This is a genomic window from Lacticaseibacillus hegangensis, from assembly GCF_003946465.1.
Classification (GTDB): domain Bacteria; phylum Bacillota; class Bacilli; order Lactobacillales; family Lactobacillaceae; genus Lacticaseibacillus; species Lacticaseibacillus hegangensis.
Genome location: NZ_RHOL01000036.1, coordinates 1 through 25,535, shown reverse-complemented (window position 1 = coordinate 25,535; position 25,535 = coordinate 1). Strand labels below are relative to the sequence as shown.

At 56.9% G+C, this 25,535-nt stretch carries 23 protein-coding genes; 5 read left to right on the top strand and 18 right to left on the bottom strand.

Annotated elements, in window-relative coordinates; translation table 11 throughout:
* Positions 1-203: 203 nt before the first annotated feature.
* The 3 genes from EKM86_RS10500 to efp all read right to left on the bottom strand — a co-directional run bounded on the left by EKM86_RS10500 (position 204) and on the right by efp (position 3,004).
* On the bottom strand, positions 204-854 hold the full coding sequence (locus tag EKM86_RS10500) for a histidine phosphatase family protein (RefSeq protein ID WP_125757762.1): 651 nt from the start codon (positions 852-854) through the stop codon (positions 204-206).
* Between the two features lie 59 nt (positions 855-913).
* The gene (locus EKM86_RS10495; RefSeq protein WP_125757760.1) at positions 914-2,245 is read right to left on the bottom strand and encodes a polysaccharide deacetylase family protein; all 1,332 of its coding nucleotides are present in this window, start codon (positions 2,243-2,245) and stop codon (positions 914-916) included.
* Between the two features lie 201 nt (positions 2,246-2,446).
* A complete protein-coding gene (efp, locus tag EKM86_RS10490) occupies positions 2,447-3,004 on the bottom strand; it encodes an elongation factor P (RefSeq protein ID WP_125757758.1) in 558 nt (185 codons plus the stop codon).
* 238 nt (positions 3,005-3,242) lie between these two features.
* On the opposite strand from efp, the gene EKM86_RS10485 reads away from it, so the two are divergent.
* Positions 3,243-3,926, top strand: a complete 684-nt coding sequence (locus EKM86_RS10485; protein WP_125757756.1) for a DUF805 domain-containing protein — start codon at positions 3,243-3,245, stop codon at positions 3,924-3,926.
* A 63-nt stretch (positions 3,927-3,989) separates the two neighbouring features.
* On the opposite strand, the gene EKM86_RS10480 is transcribed toward EKM86_RS10485, so the two are convergent.
* Complete coding sequence (locus EKM86_RS10480) at positions 3,990-4,394, bottom strand: flavodoxin family protein (protein ID WP_125757753.1); 405 nt, start codon at positions 4,392-4,394, stop codon at positions 3,990-3,992.
* Between the two features lie 410 nt (positions 4,395-4,804).
* Positions 4,805-5,497, bottom strand: a complete 693-nt coding sequence (locus EKM86_RS10475) for a 2,3-diphosphoglycerate-dependent phosphoglycerate mutase (protein ID WP_125757751.1) — start codon at positions 5,495-5,497, stop codon at positions 4,805-4,807.
* A gap of 158 nt (positions 5,498-5,655) precedes the next feature.
* On the opposite strand from EKM86_RS10475, the gene EKM86_RS10470 reads away from it, so the two are divergent.
* Positions 5,656-5,865: a hypothetical protein gene (locus tag EKM86_RS10470; RefSeq protein ID WP_125757749.1), complete on the top strand. Its 210-nt coding sequence runs from the start codon at positions 5,656-5,658 to the stop codon at positions 5,863-5,865.
* 29 nt (positions 5,866-5,894) lie between these two features.
* On the opposite strand, the gene EKM86_RS10465 is transcribed toward EKM86_RS10470, so the two are convergent.
* Both EKM86_RS10465 and EKM86_RS10460 read right to left on the bottom strand, forming a co-directional pair.
* A complete protein-coding gene (locus EKM86_RS10465; protein ID WP_125757747.1) occupies positions 5,895-6,944 on the bottom strand; it encodes an AI-2E family transporter in 1,050 nt (349 codons plus the stop codon).
* A gap of 78 nt (positions 6,945-7,022) precedes the next feature.
* Entirely contained in the window at positions 7,023-7,736 is a 714-nt protein-coding gene (locus EKM86_RS10460) for a class A sortase (RefSeq protein ID WP_125757745.1), read from the bottom strand.
* 193 nt (positions 7,737-7,929) lie between these two features.
* On the opposite strand from EKM86_RS10460, the gene EKM86_RS10455 reads away from it, so the two are divergent.
* On the top strand, positions 7,930-9,285 hold the full coding sequence (locus EKM86_RS10455) for an MFS transporter (protein ID WP_263853487.1): 1,356 nt from the start codon (positions 7,930-7,932) through the stop codon (positions 9,283-9,285).
* 56 nt (positions 9,286-9,341) lie between these two features.
* On the opposite strand, the gene sfsA is transcribed toward EKM86_RS10455, so the two are convergent.
* The 5 genes from sfsA to EKM86_RS10430 form a co-directional block, all read right to left on the bottom strand.
* On the bottom strand, positions 9,342-10,067 hold the full coding sequence (gene sfsA, locus EKM86_RS10450; RefSeq protein WP_125757741.1) for a DNA/RNA nuclease SfsA: 726 nt from the start codon (positions 10,065-10,067) through the stop codon (positions 9,342-9,344).
* A gap of 44 nt (positions 10,068-10,111) precedes the next feature.
* A complete protein-coding gene (locus EKM86_RS10445) occupies positions 10,112-10,573 on the bottom strand; it encodes a universal stress protein (protein WP_125757739.1) in 462 nt (153 codons plus the stop codon).
* 106 nt (positions 10,574-10,679) lie between these two features.
* Positions 10,680-11,495, bottom strand: a complete 816-nt coding sequence (locus EKM86_RS10440) for a DUF2785 domain-containing protein (protein WP_125757737.1) — start codon at positions 11,493-11,495, stop codon at positions 10,680-10,682.
* Between the two features lie 580 nt (positions 11,496-12,075).
* Positions 12,076-13,167: a metallophosphoesterase family protein gene (locus EKM86_RS10435; protein ID WP_125757735.1), complete on the bottom strand. Its 1,092-nt coding sequence runs from the start codon at positions 13,165-13,167 to the stop codon at positions 12,076-12,078.
* Positions 13,168-13,211: 44 nt separating this feature from the next.
* Positions 13,212-14,126, bottom strand: coding sequence for a prenyltransferase (locus EKM86_RS10430; RefSeq protein ID WP_125757732.1), 915 nt, complete (start codon positions 14,124-14,126; stop codon positions 13,212-13,214).
* Between the two features lie 85 nt (positions 14,127-14,211).
* Between EKM86_RS10430 and EKM86_RS10425 the strand changes: the two genes are divergently transcribed.
* Positions 14,212-15,180: a polyprenyl synthetase family protein gene (locus EKM86_RS10425; RefSeq protein WP_125757730.1), complete on the top strand. Its 969-nt coding sequence runs from the start codon at positions 14,212-14,214 to the stop codon at positions 15,178-15,180.
* A 163-nt stretch (positions 15,181-15,343) separates the two neighbouring features.
* Here the strand turns inward: EKM86_RS10425 and cydC are convergent, their stop codons facing one another.
* From cydC to EKM86_RS10400, 5 genes are all read right to left on the bottom strand, one after another.
* A complete protein-coding gene (cydC, locus tag EKM86_RS10420; protein WP_125757728.1) occupies positions 15,344-17,065 on the bottom strand; it encodes a thiol reductant ABC exporter subunit CydC in 1,722 nt (573 codons plus the stop codon).
* Positions 17,052-18,794, bottom strand: a complete 1,743-nt coding sequence (gene cydD / locus EKM86_RS10415) for a thiol reductant ABC exporter subunit CydD (RefSeq protein ID WP_125757726.1) — start codon at positions 18,792-18,794, stop codon at positions 17,052-17,054. The genes cydC and cydD overlap by 14 nt, the downstream gene beginning before the upstream one ends.
* Positions 18,795-18,821: 27 nt before the next feature.
* On the bottom strand, positions 18,822-19,829 hold the full coding sequence (cydB, locus tag EKM86_RS10410; protein WP_125757724.1) for a cytochrome d ubiquinol oxidase subunit II: 1,008 nt from the start codon (positions 19,827-19,829) through the stop codon (positions 18,822-18,824).
* Positions 19,826-21,250, bottom strand: a complete 1,425-nt coding sequence (locus EKM86_RS10405) for a cytochrome ubiquinol oxidase subunit I (protein ID WP_125757722.1) — start codon at positions 21,248-21,250, stop codon at positions 19,826-19,828. The genes cydB and EKM86_RS10405 overlap by 4 nt, the downstream gene beginning before the upstream one ends.
* Before the next feature lie 144 nt (positions 21,251-21,394).
* Positions 21,395-22,699 carry a pyrimidine-nucleoside phosphorylase gene (locus EKM86_RS10400; protein WP_125757720.1) on the bottom strand — a complete coding sequence of 435 codons (1,305 nt, stop codon included), beginning with the start codon at positions 22,697-22,699 and terminating at the stop codon, positions 21,395-21,397.
* Between the two features lie 117 nt (positions 22,700-22,816).
* On the opposite strand from EKM86_RS10400, the gene add reads away from it, so the two are divergent.
* Entirely contained in the window at positions 22,817-23,836 is a 1,020-nt protein-coding gene (gene add, locus EKM86_RS10395) for an adenosine deaminase (protein ID WP_125757718.1), read from the top strand.
* A gap of 73 nt (positions 23,837-23,909) precedes the next feature.
* On the opposite strand, the gene EKM86_RS10390 is transcribed toward add, so the two are convergent.
* Positions 23,910-25,346, bottom strand: coding sequence for an amino acid permease (locus EKM86_RS10390; protein WP_379909413.1), 1,437 nt, complete (start codon positions 25,344-25,346; stop codon positions 23,910-23,912).
* Positions 25,347-25,535 lie beyond the last annotated feature (189 nt).

Below are 25,535 nucleotides of genomic sequence, written 5' to 3'. Positions count from 1 at the left end.
TACCGATGCATGGCGTAACAGCCTAGACCACTATCAAGAATTCGTTATCATCGTTGCACTTGACTTGAAAATTGAGGAACCAAATGGCTTATCAACCGAGCAGATAATCACTTATTTTCGCGACAAAGTCGAAAAACGATTGACAGCCCATAGTGAAATTTTATTTTTCGGCGGAAGGCCCAGTGGTGGCGTACGGCCGGCAATCAGGCCTGTTCCAGTAGGCTGGCGTCGGGTTGCCGGTCGCGGAACGCAACCGAAAAATGCTTGCCATTTGCGGTGGTCAATTTTGTCACCGTCGTGTTTTTCAGCATTGGGGTCGTACGCAAGCGGCCCAGCGGCTGCCCTGACAACACCGTCAGCAGGATCTGAAACAGCAGCCCGTGCCCGACCACCAGGATTTGCCCGGTCGGATGCGCCAAGGCGGCGGTTTCAAACACGGGCACTGCCCGGCGGGCCACGGCTTCGTACGGCTCGATCTGGTACTGCGCCGCGTAATCCGCATCGAATTCCAGCGGACGGTGAAAGTACAGATCAAGCGCCTCTTGGGCCGCCACGTGTTTGATGGTGTGCCCGTCCCATTGGCCCAGCCGCATCTCATTCAGCCCCCAGACCGCTTGCAGCGGCGTGTGCGTGCTAAACTGGTTGGCGGCCAGAATCAGCTGCGCCGTCGTCAGCGCCCGCGGCAGCGGCGAACTCAGCACCTGGGTGAAACGTACCCCGGCGAGCGCTGCACCCACCGCGTGGGCTCCGGCCACGCCCTTGGCCGTCAGCGGTGAATCGACGAGCCCGCCGTTGAAGGCCCCTTTTTGGTTAATTTCGGTCTGTCCGTGCCGCACCAGGTAAAACTCTGTCATGACGCACCTCCGAGGCGATGATAACAAAAAAGCGCCTGCCGCGGCAAACGCTTCTGAGGCTAACTAAGTGGCCGTTCGTCGCCTTGCCCGAAATACTGATGGCCAGGCATGAGCCGTTGACCAAGCAGCTGGCTGACCGTCACGAACTGGTAGCCCTGGTTTTTCAGGTTGGCAATCACCACTGGCAAGGCCTCGACTTCGGCCGGTTGAATGTCATGCATCAGCACGATGCCGCCCGGCTGAGCGGTCGCCTGCACGCGGGCGATAATTGCCGGTTTGCTCTTCGATTTCCAGTCCTGCGAGTCGACCGACCACTGAATCGCCGGCATCCCCACCAGATCACCGTTAGCTTTGGACATCGCCCCAAACGGCGGCCGAATGAACGGCGGCAGCGTTCCGAAAACATGGTAGTAGGTCCACAGGTTTTTGCCGTAAATCTCATCGAGCGTTTGAGCCGCACTTAGTTTAGGCAAGAATGGGTGATCGTAGGTGTGCGTGCCCACCTCATGCCCCGCCGCTTTCACGCTTTTGGCCACCACCGGAAATTCGGCGATGCCAGACCCAAGTTCAAAAAAGGTGGCCTTGACCTTAGCATCCGCTAGGATCTTCAAAATCGCCGGCGTCGTTTTGGGGTTCGGCCCGTCGTCAAAGGTCAACGCGATCAACTTGCCACTCGGCGGCTGGGGCGTCGCGCCTTTCAGGTAAGGTGCTAATTTGTGATACGGGACCGAGGCACTCGGCTTACCGTCTGCTGTCCTGATCGTCATGCCCGCCTTCGTCAGCGTAAAATTTGTCGCCTCAAGTGAGTGCAGTAGCGGCTGTTGTATCAGGGCGCTCAGCTGCGCTTCATCCAGCCTCGTCGTCTCCGCCTGGTGCGTCTGCGCCGCGTAGTTAACGGCGCGCCGCGCGTTGTCGTCAGCCACAATGTCGCCAATCTTGGCCAGCTTCCCGGCTTTGGTCACCGTCAGCTGCCGCTGCAGACGCTGGTGGTGCTCGTGGTGACCTAGCGTATACAAGCTGTCAAAATGCGTTGTTAGGGTCACCAGTCCCAGCGACGCCTGGCTTTTCTCCGTGGCGACGATCACCATTTTCTGCTTGGCCCCTTGCGGCTGCTCGGCCAGTACGGCTGATGCTGCCTGCTTCAGTGCCGGCGCAACCGTCTTCTCACCAGCGGGCAGGAAAAACGCGCCGCGCCCGGCCGCCAGCTTCACCTTGACTGGTTTGCCCGGGTGTTGCTTGAGGATCGCCGCGGCCTGACCGCTGGCCGAATCGTGCTGCGCAGTCGGCCGGTTGACCCGAAAGGCCGTCCAAAGGCCGATGACGACCACTAGCAGACCCACACTGCCTAGGGCCAGTCCCCATTTCTGATTGGTTTTTTGTTCGCTTCTCAATGTTTTCCGCCCTTCCCCATTGCTCTTCCAGTATACGGGGAAATCATCTCGGATAACCTAACAATCCTGTTAGAAGTAATGATTAGATTCTCATCGCCCGCTCATCAATCGGTTGCGGGCAGTTTAGTTTTGCCCGTCTCTTGCCAATTTACCGCCTGCGCCCGCAAAAAAAGCACTGCCGCAGCAGTGCTTTCTAAATAATTAGGCGCGTTTCTCGTAGTTGCCCGTTTGAGTGCTGACCACGATGGTTTCACCGGCTTGAACAAAGTCTGGCACGTTCACGACCAGGCCGGTTTCCATAGTGGCAGGCTTGCCGCCGTTGGTGACTGAGCCGCCTTTAAGTGAAGGCTGGGTCTCAACGACCTTGAGGTTCACTGTGCTTGGCAGAGTCACCCCGATCACTTCGGTGCCATAGAACTGGATATTGACCTGCATGTTTTCCAGCAGGTACTTGCGCTCCGATTCCAGGCTTTCCGTCGGGATTTCGTACTGCTCGTAGGTTTCCATGTCCATAAAGATGGCGGTGTCATCTTGCGTGTACAGGTACTGTGCGGGCTTGGTGATCAGTTCGGCCAGCTCGATTTTTTCCGTCGGGCGGTAGGTCGTCTGTACGGTCGAGCCGGACCGCACATCATACAGCTTCAGCTGCATCAGGGTGTTGCCCTTGCCTGGCTTGTGGTGGTTACTTTCCAAAACTTTGATCAGCTTGCCGTCCTTCACGAACGTCATGCCGGCACGTAAATCGATTGCTTGCGTCATGATTTATCTCTCCTTAACCCTTAAGCTGCGTCCGACTGGCTCTGCGCCATGGGGGCGGCAGCACGCGCCACGTTAAAATGTCCATGCAACAGCCTCCAATCAGCGGTGCGTCAGCGCACCATCTGTTTCAGTATACCATTTATGCCCACGCAAAACGAACGGCGCCTAGGTGGCAGCGATTGCACGCTGCTGTGGGTTATGCTACGATTCAGTAAAATTGGGTAAGGAGTGAGCAAAAATGGCAATCAAGTCTAACGCACAAGAACAAGCCACGGCGCACAATCGCTATTACCGCGCCACCGGGTTTTCATCGATCAAGGCCTTTTTTGGCAACTACGTCAACTTTACCGGGCGCTCAAGCCGCAGTGAATACTGGTGGACCATCCTCTTCGGGACGATTCTGAGTATTGTCGCGATGATCGCCTTCATCGCCGCTGTGGTCGGCTCGGCGGTCGGGCTCGACCCTGACCACCTCAGCCCGGAGCGGATTTTTAGCCACATGGGGATCGGCCTGGTAGTCTTCCTCCTGCTGGTCATTGTCTTTGCGCTGGCGGTGCTGATCCCGTCGCTCGCCATCGTTATCCGCCGCTACCGCGATGCGGGCATTCCGTGGTGGATCTACCTGATTCAACTGGCACTCAACGCCGCGACCAACCTGATGCCAAAAGACTCAACGGCCGCCAGCCTGCTGTCATGGGCCGTGTCGCTGTCGATTCTGATTCTCACCCTGCTGCCGTCCAAACCGCTGCCCAATGATGGTGCCGCACCGCAAAACAATTTGGACTCGCGGATCAACCCAGACGTGTTTGCAGCACCGAAAGCGCCGGCAGCATCTGAGGCGCCAAAGGCCGCAGATGCGCCTGCTGAAAGCAGTGCCCCAGAAAAGCATGACGATCCCGATCACCCGTACACTGAAGGTTAACAAAAACAGGCGGGAAACATTTTCCCACCTGCTGCCTGATTGAGTCAAAAAATCAATTAAAGCTCATTTGGAAGATTGCTGCGCAAACGCAGCAATCTTTTCTTTTTCGTCGTCGCTGAGCGCCTTCTTGCTCGGCATCAGGCCATGCAGGAACAGCCGGGCCTGGGAAACATTCAGGCCCTTGGCTTTAAGCTCCTTTTCCAGGCCATGGCCAATCGACATCACACCGCCAGACGTGCCAAACATGGTCACCGTCTTGACCTGGGCCGGATCCAGCTGAGCCACAAACACCTTCAGCTCCTTATCAATGCTGCCCATGTGAATGGCACCACCCAAATACAGCTGATCGACCGGCCCGGCGAGCGGGATGTCAACGCTTTTCGCCTCAACGTTCAGGTGGCCGCCAAGCTCCTGCGCCACTTTTTCCGTGTTCCCGGTCTTCGAAAAATACCTGATTGCAATGCTCATTGCTCTGCCTCCATGATCGCGTCACTCTTGCAGTAAAGTCGCCTGAAGTCTCCCGCTGACTTCCGCAGCCAATCAAATCGACCTGTCGCTCCCTAGACCCATCTTAGCACCACGGTCGCCATTGCGGCCTTACGCCACCCTTGCGGCGGCAGACGCCACGATGATGGTGACAGAATCGCCAATGGCCTATAACAGCCTCACTGCGCGAACTGATACGTTTTATATTGTTTGCGCTTACACATTGACAACAGTTACATTATAAGGCATAAAACAGTTCGTGACACATTCTTAGCCCAAATCTGCGCCCGCAGCAGTTCACACAGTTGAACAGCCTTATCGCAAGCGTGCCCGGCGCCACAACACAAAAAAAAACCGCCTGCGCTGGCAGACGGACCGTGATGGATCGTGAATTACTTGTCGAGCTTAACTTTGTCGGTGACTTCAAGCTTGTCGTTGAACGTGTAAACAACAGGTTCACCAGTGGTCATTTCCAGGTTGATGATGTCTTCATCGGAAATGTTTTCAATGTACTTGGTCAAAGCACGCAGGGAGTTGCCGTGCGCAGCAATGATGACATTCTTGCCGTCAAGCAGGTCCGGAGCAATGTGATCTTCCCAGAATGGGATAACGCGCTCCAAAGTGACCTTGAGGTTCTCGCCGCCAGGAATAATCCGGGGGTCGAGGTTCGCGTAACGACGGTCCTGAGCAGCGGAGCCTTCGTCGTCAGCGCTCAAAAGCGGTGGCAAAGTGTCGTATGAACGACGCCAGATGTGAACCTGCTCGTCGCCCCACTTCTTGGCTGCTTCGGCCTTGTTCTGGCCCTGCAAAGCGCCGTAGTGACGCTCGTTCAGCCGCCAGGTCTTGGTTTCTGGGATCCAAAGCTGATCGGATTCTTCCAGTGCGTAGTGCAAAGTCTTGATCGCACGGGTCAAAACGGACGTGTAAGCCTGATCGAATTCCAGGCCGGCCTTCTTGATGCGACGACCTGCTTCCTTCGCTTCTTCAGTTCCCTTTTCGGACAGGTCAACATCGACCCAGCCGGTAAACTGGTTGGACAGGTTCCATTCACTTTGGCCGTGACGGATAAGCACTAATTTTGCCATCGAGAGATTACCTCACTTTTTTATTTTGCTGCATTCACAGCTGTTTTCGACACTTAATGATACACCATTTGCAGAAAAAGCGCGACGTCTTTTACCCGCCGCACTTTGGCGCCCCACTGCGCCACGATTTCTGGTAAACTCTTAGCGGAGGCAATTCTATGCGTAAATATTGGTGGCTGACGGTGGTCGTGCTCTGGCTGGTCAGCATTGCGTACTTTCTGGTCTACGTCAACAGTCCTGCGCTGCGGACCGCAGTCGATGCTAGTACCGGCTTATCCATGCTGCACGGCGTCATGGACCTGCTGCTAATCGGCGGCGGCATCGCCATCATCGCCGGCTTGTTGCACAAAATTTTTCATCGCAATTAAAAACCAGCCGCATTGGGCTGGTCTAAAGTCTATTTTGTTGGCGCGGCCTTAACCGGTGGCGCTGTTTTTGTGGTTGGCAATTTTTTAACCCCCAGGATATCTAGGATGAAAGTAAAGATCGGAATGCCAACAATCAGGCCCCACGTGCCAAAGAGCCAGTCCCCCACCATCAGCACCACGAACGTGAAGAAGACCGGCAGCTTGGTGCGGCTGCTCATGAATTTCGGATTCAGCACGTAGGTTTCCAGCAGGTGAATCACAATGATCATGGCGATGATCGTGATCACGCCCCGCAAACCGCTGACCGTGTAGGCGATGATGGCCAGCGGCACGACCGAGATCAAGGCCCCGGCGACCGGCACCAGCGACAGCAGGAAGACCATGACGGCCAAGCTGGGAATGTTAGGCATTTTCAGGAAGATCAGCGTGATGGTGGTAATGGTCGTGTTGACCAGCGCAATAAAGAGCTGCGCCTCGATCACGACTCCGAACGACGCAATGAATTTGTTTGCAAAGTACGCGACGTCCTGAAAATACCAGCCAAACGTGGAATTAGTGAAGTTGTGGCCAAACCGCGTCAGCTCATCGATTTCCATCGAGAAAAAGAAGCTGAGAATCAACGACAGCACCAGCGTCACGCCCATGGCCGTCAAGCTGCCAGCGTACTGCAACAGCGCAGTCACCGAGGTCTTGATCTGATCGTTCAAATTCATCTGGTTGGCGGCCTGCACGACCCACTGCATGGCCTGATTGTTCGCAAAGGCCTTGCTGTTGTAAAAGTCGCTCACCGAGTTGACCAGATGAATGGTCTGATTGACCACCGCCGGAACGTAGTGAATCACCGCATACGCCATCCCGGCGATAATCAGCAGGTACAAGGGCACAACGACTACCATCGCCGGCAGGTGCACACGGCGTCTGATGACCTTGATCAGCCGCGTCACCAAAAATGAGAAAATGAACGTCAACAAAATCGTGCTCATCACCTCGCGCACCAGCCACAAAATGATTACCAGGCTGGCCAGCACCACCCAGCGGCGCAGTTTCACATTGGCCACAAACCGTTCGTACTTGGTCATCAAACCCCTCCCGTCAGCTATCATTATACCCCAGATGAACAAAGGCGCCGCCCCCCTCGGGCGACGCCTGAACCTGCATCACTTATCTGCTTTAAACACTTTAAGCCGCTTGTTCGTGGCCTTCGAAACTTTTGTCAACTCACCACGCACCATAATGCGATCAGCACGCGTCGCTGTGTTCACTTCACAGGTGATCAGGGTGATCAACTTTTGGTTCGGGACCGGATCGACCCAGTGGACTTCGTACTGATCAACGTTTTTCTTCAGGGTCACCTTGTATCGATACACATTTTTCATGTCAGTGAGGTAGACGTTGTCGCCAGCTTTCACGTAACCCAGCGGGGAAAAGAGCACGCCTTTGTGGGAGGTGTCATGCCCTGCCAAGGCGTAATTCCCCTCGCCCATCTTCTGGTCCGCCGTCATGGTTGCAGCCCCAACTGAGAGGTTATCGTTGGCCAGCCCCTTCATGATCGGCAGGTGCAGGGACACCTTTGGAATCGCGATCATGCCGATCGCGTTCTTAGTGTTCATGGCCGCATTGCCCACAGTCCCTAAATCGAGGTCGTTAACTTTAGAGAAATCATAGGTGGCCTTCTTCTTATTGTTCTTAGCGACGACCTTTTGATCGAGCGTACTCAAAGTCGACCGACTCATCCAATCGACAACAAACAGCTTGATTTGTTCATTAAAAACCAGTGCTAACCCGACCACGAGACCGAGCGTCAAAAACACCCGCCAGGCCCAGGTCTTGGCCCTTGAACTTTTCTTCGAGTGCTTCCGGGCTTTCGCCATCTTGCTACCTCCTGTAAACGCGCTAAATCTGAATCTTGTGCTAATTATAACCCGTAAATTAATTGAGCACAACGGAGCGACTTGCGCCATAAATTGGAACGTTTATAATTGGGACAGAGGTTAAGGGTTGCCTAATAAGCCCCCAAGCCTGCCATTAGAGAGGATGAGTTTTTTGTCACAGTCGCAATCATCAATCAGTCGTTCCAAACACACCGCATTTATCGCCACGCTGCTGACTGGCACGTTCTCCATGTCGATTTCGCAGTCCTCACTAAGCACCGCGTATCCGACGTTCATGAAAAGCTTTGGGCTCAGTGCCAGCACTGTTTCCTGGCTGACCACCGGGTTCATGCTGGTGATGAGCCTGATGATTCCCGTTTCTCCATGGCTTTTGAACAATGTCGGGTTTAAAAAACTGTTTCAAAGCATCGTTGCTTTGTTCGCCATGGGCACGGTCTTTTGCATCTGGGCCCCGAGCTTCACGGTGCTGATGGTCGGTCGGCTGCTCGAGGCCCTCGCGGTCGGAATCATCTTCCCCAGCTACCAAACCGTGCTGCTGACGATCACGCCGCGGGCCGCGCGCGGGCGGACCATGGGCCTGGCGGGGCTGGTAATGGGCTCCGCCTTGGCGGTTGGGCCGATCATCTCGGGCGTGCTGCTCAGCTTCTTCCCGTGGCAGGCGCTGTTTGCCCTGTTTCTGATTGTCGCCCTAGCAGTCCTGGCGGCGTCCACCGTCACGATCACGGACGTCATGCCCAAGGCGCTGTCCGCGCTTGACTGGCTGTCGGTCATCCTCGCTGCCAGCTTCCCGGCTTTGCTGTACGTGCTGTCTGAAGCCACTCACGCGGGCATGAACACCGCGCTGTGGACTATCTTGATCATTTCGGTACTGGCCGCGGTCTGGTTCACCACGCGCCAGCTAAAAATGAAAAAGCCGCTGCTCGAGCTGCGGGTGTTCAAGACCTCGCTGTTCACCAAGGCGGTGTTGATGACCGGCATTTCCTACATCGCACTGATTGTCACCACCATCGTCATGCCGCTGTACTTCCAAGATGTCCTGAAAGTCTCACCGCTGATCTCCGGCCTGTCCCTGGTGCCGGCGGCGGTGCTGCTCAGCCTGCTGAACCCCCGCGCCGGGGCCCTGCTGGATAAAATTGGCCTGCGCCACGTCGTCACGATCGGCATGAGCCTGATCGTCATCGGCTTTGTGCTGCTGGGTCTGCTCGTCGGCCGCATGCCGCTGATCGTCGCCATCATCGGCGCGATGTTCACCGAAGCCGGCAACGCATTTGTGATGATGCCGGCGGTCACGGCCGGCGCGAACGCCTTGCCCAAGGCGCTGATCTCCGATGGGACTGCGGTCACCACCACCATTCGCCAGCTGCTGGGCTCCACCGGGGTCGCCGTCGCCACCTTGATTTTAAGCGGCGTGCAGGCGGCTACTGGCAGTCAAAATGCGGGCTTCACCGCGACCTTCTTCGCCTTTGCGCTCGTCGGCATTGTCGGCTTGCTGCTGGGCCTGACCATGCCGAGCCAACAAACAAATTAAAAAAATGGCTCGGTGCCGCTGGTCTCAGCAAATTGAGACAGCGGCAGCGAGCTTTTTTAGTCCAACTGGATTTCTTCAAACGGCAGCCGCTCGTCAAACAAAATCGGCTGGTCCAACGTGATTTCATCCGGTCCCGTGCGGCACGTGAGCGCGATAATCTGGACGCCAGCCGCCTTGGCCGCGGTGATCGCCGGTGCCAGCTCTGGAAATCGCGCTTTGAAAATCGTCATGCTGGCGATGCCAGGCAGCTGCACCACAAATACCAGAAACGCACGGTAGCCGCTTTGCGCCGCGTGCGTCAGCGTGTGGACATGCTTGAGCCCGCGCGTGGTCGGGGCATCGGGAAACGCGGCCCGTTCCCCATTGGCCAACGTCACGCCCTTGACCTCGACAAACCAGTCATGGCTGGCCGCGTCCTGCCCGGCAAAATCCAACCGACTGTCAAGGTAGGTCGTCTCTGGTCGCACCTGGTAAGGCTCTTCGCAGGTGGGCAGCACCAAGCTGCCATCAGTTAGTGCCGCATTGACCACGCGGTTGGGCGCAAGACTGTCAATGTTGATCCACCGGCCGTCGCGCTGGACTGCGAGGATGTCGTAAGGGGTCTTGCGCGCAGGGTTATCCGCCTTGCGAACGCTGATCGGTGCGCCCGGCAGCAGCAGTTCCTTGTTTCGGCCGGTGTTGCTGAGATGCGCGGCAACTGGCCCCTCGGCCAACTGCACCCTGACGGTGAAGCGACTGATTCGTTTGATCACATGCCCGATGACCACATTTGAATAATTCACGCTATCCTCCAGACAAAAAGCCGACAATCACTGCCGGCTTTGGATTAACGAACGATGATGACCGAGGCGTCGGCTTCGCGCGCGATTTCCGCGGCGACGTGCCCTAGGCGCGAGCGCCCACGCCGTTCGTGTGACCCTAAAATGATCAGGTCCGGCTTGAAGGCCGGCACGATCTCATCGAGAATCACAGCGGCCGGCTTGCCCTCACCAATCAGCGGCTGGACGTCCTGGGCACCAAAGGCCTCAGCCTTTTCAACGTAGGTGTTCAGGTGCGCGGCCATCTGGCTGCGCCGGTCGGCCAACAAGTCTGGGGAAAGCGATTGGTAAATGTTCAAATCGCCGGTTTCCAGAACCGAAACAATGCCCAGCGGGATGTTGTAAATTTTGGCCAGTGTGGCCGCGTAGTTAAATGCTTTGTGGGAAGAATCGTCGTCGTCATCATCGACCGCGAGCAGCAGGCGGTTATAATGCATTGACTCGACTTCAAAATCCTGTTCAGTTGCCATGTGCATGCCTCCTATGTCTGACCGCGGCGCGCCGCGGGTAACAGCTTTTCTCATTGATTATACCGCAGTCTTGGACTTTAAGCGTTGATTTGCCTGTCGCGGCCGGTCACCGATCCAGATAGCCGGTTTCGCGGAAGTATCGCGTAATCAACGGCTGACAAGCATCGCGCATGGCTGGCGCCAGAAAATACAGCGTTTGAACCACCCGATGCCAGGCGCTGAGACGATACCCGGCGGCCAGGCCGGCGTCTTTTTCGGCTTGCGCCCAAAAGGCGTCATCCGTGGCCGCCAAAAACGCCGCCACGCGATCCTCGGCCAGCGCCCCTGCTTTAAGCCCGCACACCAAAACATTTGCGAGCCGTTCTTCCTCATCATCGCCAACCGGCCGCTGAATCCGCGCCATAACGGCTCGCAGCGTGCCAAACACGACTTCCTGACGCCTGTGGCCAAACTGAGGGTGGGCAAGCGCCGCTGCCAACAAATCGCTGCCGTGGGCCAACGCATGCGCCCAGCCGCGGCCCTGAACATAACCGCGCCAGTCGTGCTCCCGGTACAGGTACTCAAGCGCCCACTGGAACCACAGCCCGCGATCATCGCGGCTCAGAAATGACGTCTGAGCATCCGCCCGCAGAATCAAGCTGCCAAGCAACGCGGTAAAACTGCGCAAAAAGACCTGGTCATTTCGCGGCTGATCGATGCCTTGCAAAATTGGTTTGGCCGCAACCACTGTCCGGTTGATCTGCGCCTTCTGGGCAAGCGTGAACCCGCCGGCCAGCAGTCCGCGGGCCAGCAGGGTGAAAGTCAACTCGTCGCGCACATGCCCGTCTAAGTCGCCGACATGGGCCAGCAGCCAAGCCACTTCAGCATCAGTGAAAGTTAGCGGATCGGGCTGCGTCAGTTTTTGTTCCAGTGCCTCCTGCATGTGCCAACCACCTTCTTCGGCCACATCATAGCATAGCCGCCGGGCCCCTGAACACGCGCAAAAACGCAAAAAAATAGGCTTCAAATCGGATCTTGCACTAATCACGATTCGAAGCCCTTTAAGAGTTAAGGTGATCCTCGGTATTGCGAAGTTGCTTACTAGAAACTTGGATACTGCGACACCTCTAATATCTCTTATTCACTTGTACGGTTAGACAACTTGAAGTACTTTGGTGCTGCCAGATAACTTGGCGTTGTGTGTTGTTACTTTATTCAACCGATATGCACCTTTATCTCGTCGTCATTCCGCTTGGATTATTGAGTCTCTTTAGCAGACTCACACCTCCATTAAACTGACAACTTTCTGGTTCTATCAGGTAGTTCACTTGGTGGCACAGAATCAGCTGTGCCTTAGCTCTAATCATGTGTTGGACAACCGGCACTTTCGAGCAGGTCTTGGTGGATCAAGTTCTTGGATCTCTCCGGGTGACCTCCCTTAACTCCATCTATAATATACCATGGCCCACAGAATGGTGCAAGCGCTTACGCCGTTATTTTTAAAAGAAAAATCAGGTCGTCTTTTAATACTTAAACTGCCGTAGCGGACTGGCCGCGCCGTAGCCAAATTCCCGCAACATCCGCCGGTTTGGATCGATGGACACCACGTACCCGGCATACTCACTGGGCGTATTGATGAGGCGATTCCACTTGCGATTGTAATTGGTGGTCAACCCGTGCAGCCGGCCCATCAGCGCGGAGCAGTTCAGCAGGCTGTAGTGAATCCCGTTGACGCGGTAATCCTCTTCGGTGTGCCAGTGGCCGGCCAGGTAGCCGATGATGGTGCCGGAAGTCTGAGAAAAATCAAACCGGGCGCTCCCGCCGAAATCGGGATGCGTCCCGCATTCCACCCGGCCGGCATACTTCTCGTTAAAGGCCCGCAGCACCTCGTGCAGCGGCCGTCCGTTGAACTTCAACCCGGGCTTGCCGCTGCGCACCATCGCCGGCGCGTGGGCCATGATCAAAACGTCGCGGGTGCCTGCACCGGCCAGGGCATCGCAGAGCTCCTGCAGCTGCTCGGCGGTGACCGCCAGCGTTTTTTTCAGGTCGTAGTTGCGGCGGCCGCCGATCCAGCGCACCGGGACATCAGAGGTGTTCAGCACGATCACTCGCACGGTCCCACTATCGAAAAACGACAGTCCGTGGCGCGTCACTGAAGGCCCGCCGACCTGCTGGGTCATCGGCCGAAACACGGTGTCGTTAAACACCCAGGGGTGAAAGCTGCCCGCAAACTGGCGATTTTTTTCGGCGTACTTATCGTTGTCGTCGTGGTTACCCTTGGCGATCACAAACGGCAGATCATCCGCCTTGAAATCCGCGGCGATGTTGCGCAGCCGCCACATGGTCATGAACGCCGGCTCCGAGCCGTCCACCAGGTCGCCCAGGTGAATGCGCCAGGACACCGGCAGCTCCCCAGCCAGCCAGTGCTGCTCCTGAACGTGCCAGTAGCCATTGGGCCCGTAATACGTCCGCGAAAAGGCGGTGCGGTCATGAGTGTCCGTGATCACCGCAAGATTCAGGGCTGAAGCCGGCAGCTGAGGCCGCACCCATTCGGCAAACTTGGTCAGATCCGCCTTGGCAAAACGGCGAATAGAAATGTTTGGACGCAGTCGCATAGATACCCTCCTGACGATGCCCAATTGGCACCACTGGTGTTCTATCAGAAATTAAGCCACACACCCAGGCCCATGAACACGACCTGGGCCAGCGTGGTGAGAAACAAGTTTTTAATCGCAAGCGGGAACGTCTCGGTTTTCACTGGGCGTTTGGCAAACGTGCGCACATTTTTGACCACGATTGGAACGGTCACCAAAGTCAGCAGCGACAGCTTCGGCAGAATCCGCAGCCACACGGCGACAATTAGCGCCAAAAAGCCGATTGTGTACAGCTCGGCGAAGAAAATCAGGCTGCGCCGGCGCCCCAAGTAGTACACGATGGTCCGCCGGTTGAGCTGCTTGTCCTCTTCCTCGTCGGCGATGTTGTTGGCCAACAGCAGCGCCGCAATCGCGCCTTGCGCCAGCCCGGAAGCCAGCAGGACCGGCCAGATGAACGCCCAGTTAAACGCTGCGACCGAAAACGCGTTGACATAGACGGCAATCAGGAAGATCACGAAGCCCATGGTGAAGCCGGAGAAAAATTCCCCCGTCGGCGTGGTGGAAATTGGCCGCGGGCCGCCGGCGTAACAGTACCCGACAGCAAAGCTGAACAGGCCCAGCCACAGCAGGGGCCAGCCGGTGCGGCTCACCATCCACAGCCCCAAAACAGCGCTGGCGGCCATCATGGCCACGATCAGCCAACCGATGGCGCTCGGATTCAGGTGCTCGCGGCCGATGATGTTGGTCTTTTGCCGAAACGCCTCGGCCTCCACACGCTGGGCCCGCCGGTAGTCCTGGTAGTTATCATTCGCGTCCACGGCCATGTTGAACAGCAGCATCGCAATAAAAAACACGATCAGCTCCGGCAGATGGAGCGTGTGGTAATGGTACCAAGCGTACAGCGTCCCCATCAGGAAAGGAAACACGGACGCGGTTTTGGCTTTAATTTCGACTAATTCAAAAAACACTTTCGCCTTCACAGGCTTTCCCCCTAATCCTCGGTCTTTGCGTTGACACTGTTAAAGATGCTGGGGTAGAGTTGACGTACAAGTGGAGGTCAACGTTATGGTCCAGCCGCAGTGGCAGCAATACCCCGAAGTCTATCAAAAACTCACCCTGGTGCAGACCCGCCTAGCAGACCGCACGCGTCTGCGCGTGCCGACAGTTAATGCCCGCGTGCAGGCACAGGTGGCAGCTGGGGGCAAAATGCTTCGTAGTGGGCTTATGTTTATGCTAGCGCGTTTCCATAACATTGACAATCCGTCTTTGATCTCCGCCGGGGCGGCGATCGAGGCTCTTCATTTGGCGACCCTTGAGCATGACGACGTGCTGGACACGTCAGCCATCCGCCGCGGCCTGCCGACACTTACGGCCACTGATGGCAACAAAGCCGCAATTTACGCCGGCGATTTTCTATTTTCCGTGTACTTCGAACTGCTCGCCGAGGCGGCTCCCACGGTGGCAAATGTGGGGACCAACGCGCGCATCATGCATCGGATTTTTATGGGGGAGCTCGACCAAAACGCCGTCAGCCGCGGCACCAAGCTGACGGTTCACCAGTATCTCCGGCAAATCAGCGGCAAAACCGCCGCCTTGTTTGGACTCGCAGCCTATCAAGGCGCCACCTTGTCCGGGGCCTCAGCCGCCGAGCAAACCGCCGCCTACCGGTACGGCCGGTGCGTTGGGATGGCTTTTCAAATGATTGACGACCTCTTGGACTTTACGGGCCGACCGGAGAAAATGCAAAAACCGCGCCTGGAAGACCTGCAAAATGGCATCTATACCCTGCCGGTACTGTACGCGCTGCGCGAAGATGACGGGACCTTAGCGGCGCTGCTTGAGCGCAGGACTGAGGACCCAAAGACCTTATCCGCGGCAGCTGCGCTGATCAGTGTTACCGGCATTCCTGAGGCTGAACGGCTGGCAACCGCGTACACTGATAAGGCCCTGGCAGCATTAAATGCCTTCCCCGCCGGTTCCAAACGCGACGAACTTCACCACCTGACGCAGCACCTCCTGACACGGAGTAACTAACTTTGAAATCAATCAAAACGAGCGCACGCCATACTGGCCTGATCGCGTTCCATCAAGCACCGCCCAAGCACACAAGAGCCTCTGCACCGCGATTCTAAAAGCGAATCGTGGCACAGAGGCCCTTGTGTTTTTGGCTAAAACCGCTTGATGTCGCAGCCTATTTTTAGGCCTGACCGGCATCCAGCGCGTAAAGCCGCCGGTACCGCTCATTGTTGGCCATCAGATCAGCCGGGCTGCCAGCCATGGTCAGCTTCCCATCTTCTAGGAAAATAACCTGGTCGCACTGGCTGACCCCCTGCAGGTGATGGGTCACCCACAGGACAGTCTTTCCCGCCAAAACGCGGAACATGGTGTCCAGCAGCGCCTGTTCGGTAATTGGATCCAGCCCGACCGTGGGCTCATCCAGCAGCACGATTGGCGCGTCTTGAAGCAGGATGCGCGCCAGCGACAGCCGCTGCCGCTCGCCACCGGAAAAGCCAAAGCCCGCCTCTTCGACTGGCGTGTCCATGCCTTTTGGCAAACCGGCGATCAGCTCGTCCAGCTGCACTTCCCTGAGCACCCGCTGAACGTCTTCATCGCTGGCCGCTTCATTGCCGAGTCGCACGTTGTTGAGAATCGACGTGTTGAACAAAAATGGACTCTGATCCAGCACCGCGAACAGCTTGGTGCGTTGGTCCTGATACTGCAGCACATTGACGCCGTCGAGGGTCACGGTACCGCGGGTCGGCGTGAGGTCGCCCAAGATCAGTTGGAGCAGCGTGGTTTTGCCCATGCCGCTGGGACCCAAGATTGCCAGTTTCTGACCGGCCTTGAGCATCAGGTTCAGGTGATCGATCAGGACTTCGCTTTCGGCATCATACTGGAAGGCCAAGTCCTGCACAGTCAAAGCGCCCACCGTGGCCGGCGCGGCGAGCTGCTCAGGCAAGGCACGCGTCGTCGGCTTCAGTTGGTTGAGGTGGGAAAGCGCCGTTTTATAGGTTGGCCACTCGCCGATGCCTTGCGCCACATTGGAGAAGGCCATAGAAAGTGGGAACATCACGAGGACAAACGAGCCAATCCAGTCGGCAGTCAGCTGCGTGCCGGCAAAGTACCAGCTCGCCCACACCATCAAACTGGCCGGCACTGCGCCGAAAAACAGGTTCGCGACAAAATCCCGCGCCCACTCAAACATTTTCGACCGGTGCGTGGAAGCAGCCAGCTGTGCCGTAGTCGTCGTGGCCTGGTCGACAAACTGCTCTTGGCGGTGGGTGATGGCCCAATCGGACAGGCCCAGCACGGCATCGGTCAGATCGACATAGGCTTTTTGATTCAGTTCCTTTTGCCGCAGCTTGCGCTTAGTTTCAATTAACAGCCCCCACCAGGGGATCAGGACGATCTGCACCAACAGCAGCAGCAGGACCCACAGGGCAAAACGCCAGTCGAAGATGCCCAACCCTAGCGTGATCAGCAGCGTCAAACCGCCGGCAACTACGGTGGGAAAAATCGCGCGCAGGTACATGTTTTGAATGTGCCCGATATCGTCGCTGAGCAGACTCAGAATGTCACCGGTTTGGTGATGCTCCTGGACGAACGCGGCATCAGTTTCAAGCACCTGGTAAAGCTTTCGGCGCATGTGACTGGTGATTTTCAGCACCCAGTTGTGCGACGTCAGGCGCTCCAGGTACTGGAACACCGGCCGGCCGATCCCGAACGCGCGGGTCAACACGACAGGCACATAGATTGCGGCAAACAACGGCATCGTAGCCGCAAAGTCGATCAAATAGCCCGAAGTGAACATCAACGCCCCGGCGCAGAAATAGGTCAGCACCCCAAGGGCTAGCGACCAAAACAGCAGGTTTTTGTAGCGTTTGAGGTCCGGTTTGACCCAGGTATCATGCTTGAACATTGAACTCACCTCGCATTTTCGCGACCAGCTCCTGATAAGGCTTTGAATGGGCCTGCAGGTCGGCCGGCGTGCCTTGCGCCGCGATCCGGCCTTCCGCCATCACGATGACCCAGTCCATTTGATTCAGCCAGTGCAGCCGGTGCGTGGCAAAAATCACCAGCCGATGTTTAAACAGTGGCACCAGCGTGGCCTTCAAAGAAGCTTCAGTCTCGATGTCCAAGTGAGCGGTCGGCTCATCAAACAGCCAGACCTGCCGCTTGGCGTCCAGCAGCGTACGAGCAAGCGCGATCCGCTGGGCCTGGCCGCCGGAAATGCCGCGGCCGCCTTCCCCGATGCGCGTGGCCAGCCCGTCTGGCAGCGTTTTGATCCAGTCGGTCAACCCGGCTTGGGCAACGGCTTCGGCCACCTCATCAGCGGTCGCGTCCTGCCGATAAAAGCGGACGTTGTCGGCAATCGACGTCGCAAAAATGTACGGCGCCTGCGGGATATATGACAGGTGATCCTGCCAGGCCGGCTGCGCCATGTGTGGCAATGGGTGCCCATTGGCGGTAAACGGCGTGGTGCCGGCATCCGGCTGCAGGAAGCCGCCAATCAGGTTCAGCAGCGTGGATTTGCCCGAGCCGCTGGGCCCGATGATGGCCACCTTTTGGCCACCGTGCAGCGTAAAACTGGCGTCAGACACGCCGGTTTCGCGCCCCGGATAGGTGAAGTTCAGGTGCTCGGCAGAAAGCCTCGCGTCCTGATCCCAGCCGGTCAGCTCTGGCAGTCCTTCAACTGGCGTCGGCACCGGCTGGGCCAGTACCGTCAGCACCGCGTTCATCGCGTTTTTGCCGTTGAGTGTGGCGTGATAGTCGTTGCCGAACTCGCGGATCGGCATGAAGTACTCGGGCGCGAGGATCAAGGCAACCATCGCCGGGTACAGAGCCAGACTGCCGTTCAGCAGATCAATGCCCATGAACACGGCGACGACCGCGATCGACAGCGTCGCGAAAAAGTCCATCGCAAAACTCGACAGCATCGCAATTTTCAGCACGTTCATGGTCTGCTTGCGGTAGCGCTCGGAGACCTGATAAACGTTATCCGCGTACTGCTTGGAGATGCCCATCAGCTGCAGTGTCTTAAGCCCGCGCAGCGAGTCGATGAACTGGTTAGACATCGACTGAAACCCTGCATATTGCTTTTCGGACTCGTCGCGCGCCGCGTAGCCCAGGATGATCATGAATAAAATAATCACAGGAAACATGATCAGCAGGGCGATACCGGCCAGGTGCTGCTGCATGAAGATGTATACCAGCAGCACCCAAGGAATGATCATCATGTTGAGAATCTTATTCAAAATGAGTTCAATGTAATTCTGCGTTTCTGGGATGCCATCCAGCGCCATCGTTACCAGGTTGCCGGTACCTTCGCTAGCAGCCAGCTGCGGACCCAAGGCATACACCTTGGCCAGCAGCTGCTGCTGCAAGTCGGCGGCAGTTTTGCGGGCGAAGCGTTCGGCAATCACATTGCGCAACCAGGTGATCAGCTGGCGCAGCGTGTAGGCCACGGCAAAGCCGATCACGAACAGCCAGAGCCCAGAAAGTGGTTTGCGCTGCCAGGCGTGCACGATGCCGGCGGCCAGAAAGTGACCTTGGCCTAAAATGACAAATGCTTGCACGAGCGCGAGCCCGGCAAGCATTGTCATAATCGTCCGCATTCCCGGCAAACGCATAAGTCGTTTGTCGATCATACTGTTACTCCTTTGTTGTCTCAGGGATCAAGCATTGCCTTTGGGTGCCACGCGCTTGTGGAAGACGACGTAGCTCCAGATGAAGTACGCCAGCGCGATCGGCAGCAGCACACAGGTCACGCCGGTCATGATTTCAAGCGTCAACGGACTGGCCGACGCGTCGGCAATCATGATCGAGTGCGCCGCGTTTTGCGCGATCATCACCCGTGGGAACAGGCCGTTGAAAATCAGACCGACCACCAGGGCAAGCCCCAGGCCAGAACCGATGAACGAGAACAGTTCGTTGTCCTTGAGCACCCCGAAGTGCTGGATCACCGCCGCGCACACAATCAGCAAGATGATCAGCGTGGTGGAAATTGGGCGTTTCGCAAAGAAATCGGTGAAGAAGAACACCAGCAGTGCGAAGACGACTTCCCCGGCGTACAGCACCCAGGAAAGCACCTGGTTGTACTGGCGCGCGCGGGCCCGCAGCGGACCGGTGGTCTTCAGCCGGATGAAGTTCAACCCGTGCATGAAGCACATCAAGGTGACCGCCACCCCGCCGACGATCGTCAGCAGGTTGATCTGATTGCCCAGGGTCGCAAAAACGTTGCCCTGCGCGTCGATTGGCAGCGGCTGCATGATCGCGGTGAAAATCATCCCGAGGATGAACGGCGGGATCACTGAGCCGCAAAACAGTGCCCAGCGCCAGATGCTGCGACCGCGCGCGGTTTCCGCGTGGGCGGCGAATTCAAACGACACGCCGCGAATGATCAGGCCAAACAGCACCAGGAAGAACATGATGTAAAACCCAGAGAACAGGCTGGCGTACCACAGCGGATAAGAGGCAAACATCGCCCCGCCGGCCGTGATCAGCCAGACTTCGTTGCCGTCCCAGTGCGGTCCAATGGTGGCGACCAGCTGGGTGCGCTCGTCCTCGTTGTGGGCGAGCAGGCGTGAGGCCATACCGACCCCGAAGTCAAACCCTTCCAGGAAGAAGAAGCCGATGAACAGGACGGCAAGCAGTAAGAACCAGAGAATTTGTAAGCCGCTCATTTTGCGAACGCCTCCTTAGCAAACGGATCCTTGGCAACCCCATAATTGGTGTCCAGCGGTCCGTCTGGCCCATTGACGAGCACGCGATGACTGTAGTAAATCATCACGCCGCCCAGCAGGCTGAAGATCAGGAAGTACATAATGTTCGTGAACAGCAGCTGCCCGACCGTGGTGGTTGGCGAAACCGCATCGGCGATCGTGTACAACCCGTACACGACCCACGGATACCGGCCCAGTTCGGTGATGAACCAGCCGGCAGTGTTGGCAATAAACGGCATCCAAAGCGCAAAGCCGGTCAAATACAGCAGCCACCGCTTATTTTCAATCGTGTCCTTCTTTTTGCGGGAGAACCACAGCACGGCGGCCGAACCGATGATCAGGCCAGTGCCGATCCCGGCCATGACCCGGAAGGACCAAAACAGCGTCTTCACCGGCACGTAATAGTTCTTGTCGGCCCCGTACTTCTTTTCCAGTTCTTTGTTAACAGTATCCATGCCTTTAACCGCGCCGGTCGTCCTGTGATAAGACAGCAGGCTCAGCAGGTAAGGAATTTCAATGTTGCCCTTGACCGTGTGATCCTTGGTGTCGATCAGTTCAACCACCGCCCACGAGGCCGGGCTCTTGGTATCCTTGTAAATTCCTTCAGTTGCCGCGAACTTCATCGGCTGGTCGTTCATCATGAACCGCGTCTGCAGATCGCCGACGAAGACGACGCCAATCGACGCGATCAGCCCAACCGTCAGGCCGATCCGCATGGATTTCTTGTAGAAGTCCACGTGGTCATGCTTGAGAATCCGCCAGGCCGACATGCCAGCCACGGCAAACGCCGCGGTAACAAAGGCCCCGAAGACCACATGCGGGAATTCGACCCAGAGCTGCGGATTGCCGATCACCGCCATGAAGTTGACCAGCTTGACGCGCCCGGTCGCCTCATTGATGGCAAACCCGGTCGGGTGCTGCATGAACGAGTTCGCGCTGAGGATCCAAATCGCCGACAGTGTTGTGCCCAGCCACACAAACCAGATCAACGCGGCGTGGGCAGCCGGCTTGAAGCGATCCCAGGTGAACATCCACAAGCCGATAAAGGTCGACTCCATGAAGAACGCCAGCAGCGCTTCGATCGCCAGTGGTGCCCCAAAAATATCTCCCATGAACCGGGAGTAATTCGACCAGTTCATCCCGAACTGGAATTCCTGAATAATACCGGTGACGACCCCAACGGCGAAGCTCAACAGGAAAATCCTGCCCCAAAACTTCGTCATTTTCTTATACATCTCGTCCTTCGTCCGGACGTACATCGTCTCCATAATCGCGGTGACCAGCGCCATCCCGATGGAGAATGGAACGAAGAAAAAGTGGAAAACAGTCGTCATGGCAAATTGGAACCGTGCAAGACCAAGAACAGATAACCCTGCAATCATCGCCATAACCTCCTTGCGGTGCCGCTTTGGCACCGAAATTTGCGACGTCCCCCACGTCGAAAAAAGCACTTACACTAGTACGATTCTAGTTTAGCACCAGGCCGATAAAAAAACACGGTTCCCCCGCCGGAAACCGCGTTGAGCTTATCCTTGAATCACTTTTTTGACCAGCTGAAATTTGGCCGGGGCCGATTGACCGATCGTGAACGCCTGCTGAACGGCCTGCTCGATGGCGGCGGTCTCCTGGCTATCCGCATGCAGCGTCACCAGCGTATCGCCAACAGACACTGGCGTCCCTAGCTTTTTATGGAGCACCAGCCCCACTGCGAGGTCGAGCTGGTCGCCTTTTTTGGCGCGCCCGCCGCCCAGCTGCATCGCGGCCAGCCCCAGCGCATTCGTGTCGATACCGGTCACCACGCCAGCTTGCGTCGCTTGCACGTCGACCCGGTACTTGGCCTGTGGCAACCGTCTTGGGTCATCCACCACCGCCGGATCACCACCTTGCGCCTTGATCAATTGCTTGAACGCGTTCAGTGCCCGGCCGTCGCGGAGGGCGTCTTCTGCCATGCCGATTGCCTGCTCAAGGCTTTGCGTCTTGCCGCCGAGCACCAGCATGTGGGCAGCCAACGTTACCGTCAGATCGCGGACATCTTTCGGCCCGCGATTGCGCAAAATAGCGATGCTTTCGGCGATTTCAAGCGAGTTGCCGATCGTGATGCCAAGCGGCTGGTTCATGTTGGTAAGTAGCGCCACACTCTTAACCCCCGTCTGCTTGGCGATGGCCACCAGTGCCTGCGCCAACTTTTCTGCGTCCGCCTCAGTTTTCATGAAGGCGCCATTGCCAACTTTAACGTCGAACACCAACGCATTGGTGCCAGAGGCGATTTTTTTGGACATGATCGAGCTGGCAATCAGTGGAATCGACTCCACAGTGGCGGTCACGTCGCGCAGAGCGTATAGGCGCCGGTCCGCCGGGGCCAAGTCACCCGACGCCGAGACAATGGCCTGGTGAATGCTGGCCACTTGCGTCTTAAATTCCTGCTCGGAGAGGTCCACGCGAAAACCGGGAATGCTTTCCAGCTTGTCAAGTGTCCCGCCGGTGTGGCCGAGGCCGCGGCCCGAGATCATTGGCACCGGCACGCCCAGGCAGGCCACCAGCGGCGTCAGAGGAATGCTGATCTTGTCGCCGACCCCACCGGTCGAGTGCTTATCGACCTTGATGCCGGGGATGTCGGACAGATCCAGCCGGTCCCCCGAGTTGAGCATCGCCATGGCCAAGTCTGCCTGCTCGGCGTCTCCCATGCCCTTAAAATAGGTCGCCATTAAAAAGGCACTCATCTGATAGTCGGGGATCTCATCTTTGACGTATCCCGTGATCATCCAGTTGATTTCCTCTTTGGTCAATGTCTGCCCGTCGCGTTTCTTCGCGATCAGATCCACCATGCGCATCGCGATCCCTGCTTTCCTGTTGAGATAATTCTATTGTAGCAGACTAACAAATGCGCGTTGAAACCGATTACCGGCCGGCCCATTATGTTACACTTCAGTTAGCTAAGGAGGGCGATCATGGACGAAAAAGTGCTGCACCATATCGGAAAAATCGAGCTGCATTGTCACCTGGACGGCTCACTGAGCCTGGAAATGATTCGCAAGCTGGCAAAGCTTAGCCGCGTGCCCGTGCCGGCAAGCGATTCGGCTCTGCGAAAACTGGTGACCGCCCCGCCAGAAAGCGAGAATTTGATGGACTACCTGAAAACGTTCGACTTCATCCGGCCGCTGTTGCAAACGCAAGAAGCGCTGGAAATGGCAGCGTACGACGTGGTGGCCCAGGCAGCTGCTGAAAACGTCCGCTACATTGAGGTGCGCTTTGCCCCAGACCAGTCGACCGACCAAGGACTGACTGTTGCTGAGGCCACGAACGCCGTGATTGCCGGGCTGCACCGCGGCATGAGTCAGTTCGACATCATCGCGCGCGCCTTAGTGTGCGGGATGCGCCAGCTACCAGTCGGCACCACTGAGCGCATGTTCGAGCAAACCGCGCCCCTACTGTCCCATGGGCTTGTGGGCGGCGATTTTGCCGGCAACGAAGGCGCCTTTCCGCCAGTTGCGATCCAGCCTGCCATCAAGCGCGCACAGCAGCTGGGCGTGCCGCTGACCTTGCACGCCGGTGAGTGCCACGAGCCAGCAAACATCGAAAAGGGCCTGCAACTGGGCATCAAACGAATCGGGCATGTCACGGCAATTTACGATCAGCCGGCCTTGATCCACCAGTTCGTGAACGCCGGAGCCACGGCCGAGCTTTGCCTAACCTCGAATCTACAAACTAAGGCCGCACGCAGTCTTAAGGAGTTCCCCTACCGCGCGCTGCACGACGCTGGCGTCAAGATCACCATCAACACCGATAACCGCACCGTCTCCAACACCACGCTGACTCGCGAGTACTGGCTATTTATTCAAAACTTTGGCGTCACGATTGCCGATCTTTTGACCTTTAACCACACTGCGGTCGATGCGTCATTTTGCACTGAAACGCAAAAAGCCGTGCTCCACGCGCGGCTGGAGAAGGATTATCAGCGATACCTGTAACGCCACCATCCATAAGAATGTGCCACCCTCAGCGTGCTTGAGGGTGGCACATTTTGCGTCCTAAGTCCTTCGGTTAACGTGTCGGCTGCTGCCGCCGCGCAATGGCCGGCAGAATCAGGCCCAGTGCTAAGAACAGCAGCGGCGTGACGACGTTTAGGCCCATCTGAAACCACCAGGTGCCAGGATCGGCTTCAAACGAGATTTTGGGCATCATGCCCATTACGCAGGCAAAAGCGGTGAAAAAGAAGCACCAGCCGCCGATGACCATCCCCACCTTCGGATTCTTGACGAATTCGTAGTCTGATTTAAACCGGTCGAGATGCTTGTTCAATAGAATGTATGCCAGGAACACCCAAAGGTAGCGCAGCGGCATCACAACCGAATTCAGGTTGAGCAGCCAGTTGTACAGCATATTCATGTTGCCGATGCCCAAGGCCGGCACGACGATGAGCAGGCTGACCAGCACCCCGGTCATCCAGTAGCCTTTCACAGGCGTGCCATTTTGGTTCAGCTTACGCAGCCCGCGCGGCACAAATTCAGGATCGGCATCACCCAGCAGAATCTTCAGCGGCGCGTCGATGGAAAAAGCCAGCGCCGAGATCTGGGCCATGGTTTGTGCCAAGGCGTACAAAATCACGAACAGGTTGCCGACGCGGTAATAGCCGCCGAGCTTGGCAAAGGCCAGGTAGGCGCCATTGGCCATCAAGTCTTGGGGAATGTGACGTGAATTGAACAGCATCCCCATCCCAAAGCTGCCGAGGATCGCGCACAAGGCGACCATCCCGGCGAGCACCAGCATCCCCAGCGGAAACTCCTTGGACGCATGCTTGGTGCTATTAACGTACGGCGAGATTTTTTCCGCGCCGCCGACGGCAAACACCAGCATGGACAGCGTGGTGAAGTAGTTCAGGTTGAAATTCGGCAGGTACGTGCTCAGCCGGTCCATGTGGGGAGTCGCGATCGGCGTCCCTTTCACCATGAACGGCGCAGATACCGCGAGGATGATAAACAGCAGCGACATGATGAACATGGCAGTCCCGGCCACGGACCCGATGCGATTCAGCGTCGCCAGCCCACGCGACGACAGCCACAAGAACGCCAGAAACAGCACGAGGCAGATCAACGACACCGTCATCGACGAAACCTCGTTGACGAATTTCCCGTTACCCTTAAACAGCCAACTTAAAGAAATCAGGATGCCCTGCGGTTTTTGCGCCAGGTAAGGCACATGCACCACCCAGTAGGTCCAGGCAGCGTAATACGCCAGCCGCTTGGTGGACGTGCGTTTGATCCAACTGGACACGCCGCCGCTTTCTTCCTTAAACGCCGAGCCCAGCTGGCCGACGATCAGCGCATATGGTACAAAGTACAGCAGCATGATCAGCAGCCATGAAGTGATCACTGACAGGCCTTGCTGGGCGTAGTTGTTGACCACATTGCCGAGGCCCCACACCGCGACAAAGGCAATCAAGGCGACGTTGTACCAGCGCAGTTTTTTGCTTTCTTCCATCACATTTCCCCCTACTTGTTGGCCAAAGACCATACTCGTCCTTTCAGTGTACGAAAACCGAGTGGAGAATTCGGTGAATCAGCCCTCAAAATCTGATGAGAAAGTCGTTAGTAATCGAGTAGGAGGTAGCCGATTAATTCGGCTACCGACCTCTCACACCACCGTACGTACGGTTCCGTATACGGCGGT

Bases quoted from the DNA above. Each gene is read 5' to 3' on its own strand.
- EKM86_RS10460 (WP_125757745.1), bottom strand. From the start codon at position 7,736: ATGGCGAAAGCCCGGAAGCACTCGAAGAAAAGTTCAAGGGCCAAGACC.
- EKM86_RS10445 (WP_125757739.1), bottom strand. From the start codon at position 10,573: ATGGCAACTGAACAGGATTTTGAAGTCGAGTCAATGCATTATAACCGC.
- efp (WP_125757758.1), bottom strand. From the start codon at position 3,004: ATGACGCAAGCAATCGATTTACGTGCCGGCATGACGTTCGTGAAGGAC.
- EKM86_RS10425 (WP_125757730.1), top strand. From the start codon at position 14,212: ATGGTCCAGCCGCAGTGGCAGCAATACCCCGAAGTCTATCAAAAACTC.
- EKM86_RS10500 (WP_125757762.1), bottom strand. From the start codon at position 854: ATGACAGAGTTTTACCTGGTGCGGCACGGACAGACCGAAATTAACCAA.
- EKM86_RS10485 (WP_125757756.1), top strand. From the start codon at position 3,243: ATGGCAATCAAGTCTAACGCACAAGAACAAGCCACGGCGCACAATCGC.
- EKM86_RS10390 (WP_379909413.1), bottom strand. From the start codon at position 25,346: ATGGAAGAAAGCAAAAAACTGCGCTGGTACAACGTCGCCTTGATTGCC.
- cydD (WP_125757726.1), bottom strand. From the start codon at position 18,794: ATGATCGACAAACGACTTATGCGTTTGCCGGGAATGCGGACGATTATG.
- EKM86_RS10405 (WP_125757722.1), bottom strand. From the start codon at position 21,250: ATGATTGCAGGGTTATCTGTTCTTGGTCTTGCACGGTTCCAATTTGCC.
- EKM86_RS10440 (WP_125757737.1), bottom strand. From the start codon at position 11,495: ATGCAGGAGGCACTGGAACAAAAACTGACGCAGCCCGATCCGCTAACT.
- cydC (WP_125757728.1), bottom strand. From the start codon at position 17,065: ATGTTCAAGCATGATACCTGGGTCAAACCGGACCTCAAACGCTACAAA.
- EKM86_RS10435 (WP_125757735.1), bottom strand. From the start codon at position 13,167: ATGCGACTGCGTCCAAACATTTCTATTCGCCGTTTTGCCAAGGCGGAT.
- cydB (WP_125757724.1), bottom strand. From the start codon at position 19,829: ATGAGCGGCTTACAAATTCTCTGGTTCTTACTGCTTGCCGTCCTGTTC.
- EKM86_RS10465 (WP_125757747.1), bottom strand. From the start codon at position 6,944: ATGACCAAGTACGAACGGTTTGTGGCCAATGTGAAACTGCGCCGCTGG.
- EKM86_RS10475 (WP_125757751.1), bottom strand. From the start codon at position 5,497: ATGGCAAAATTAGTGCTTATCCGTCACGGCCAAAGTGAATGGAACCTG.
- EKM86_RS10470 (WP_125757749.1), top strand. From the start codon at position 5,656: ATGCGTAAATATTGGTGGCTGACGGTGGTCGTGCTCTGGCTGGTCAGC.
- EKM86_RS10400 (WP_125757720.1), bottom strand. From the start codon at position 22,699: ATGCGCATGGTGGATCTGATCGCGAAGAAACGCGACGGGCAGACATTG.
- add (WP_125757718.1), top strand. From the start codon at position 22,817: ATGGACGAAAAAGTGCTGCACCATATCGGAAAAATCGAGCTGCATTGT.
- EKM86_RS10480 (WP_125757753.1), bottom strand. From the start codon at position 4,394: ATGAGCATTGCAATCAGGTATTTTTCGAAGACCGGGAACACGGAAAAA.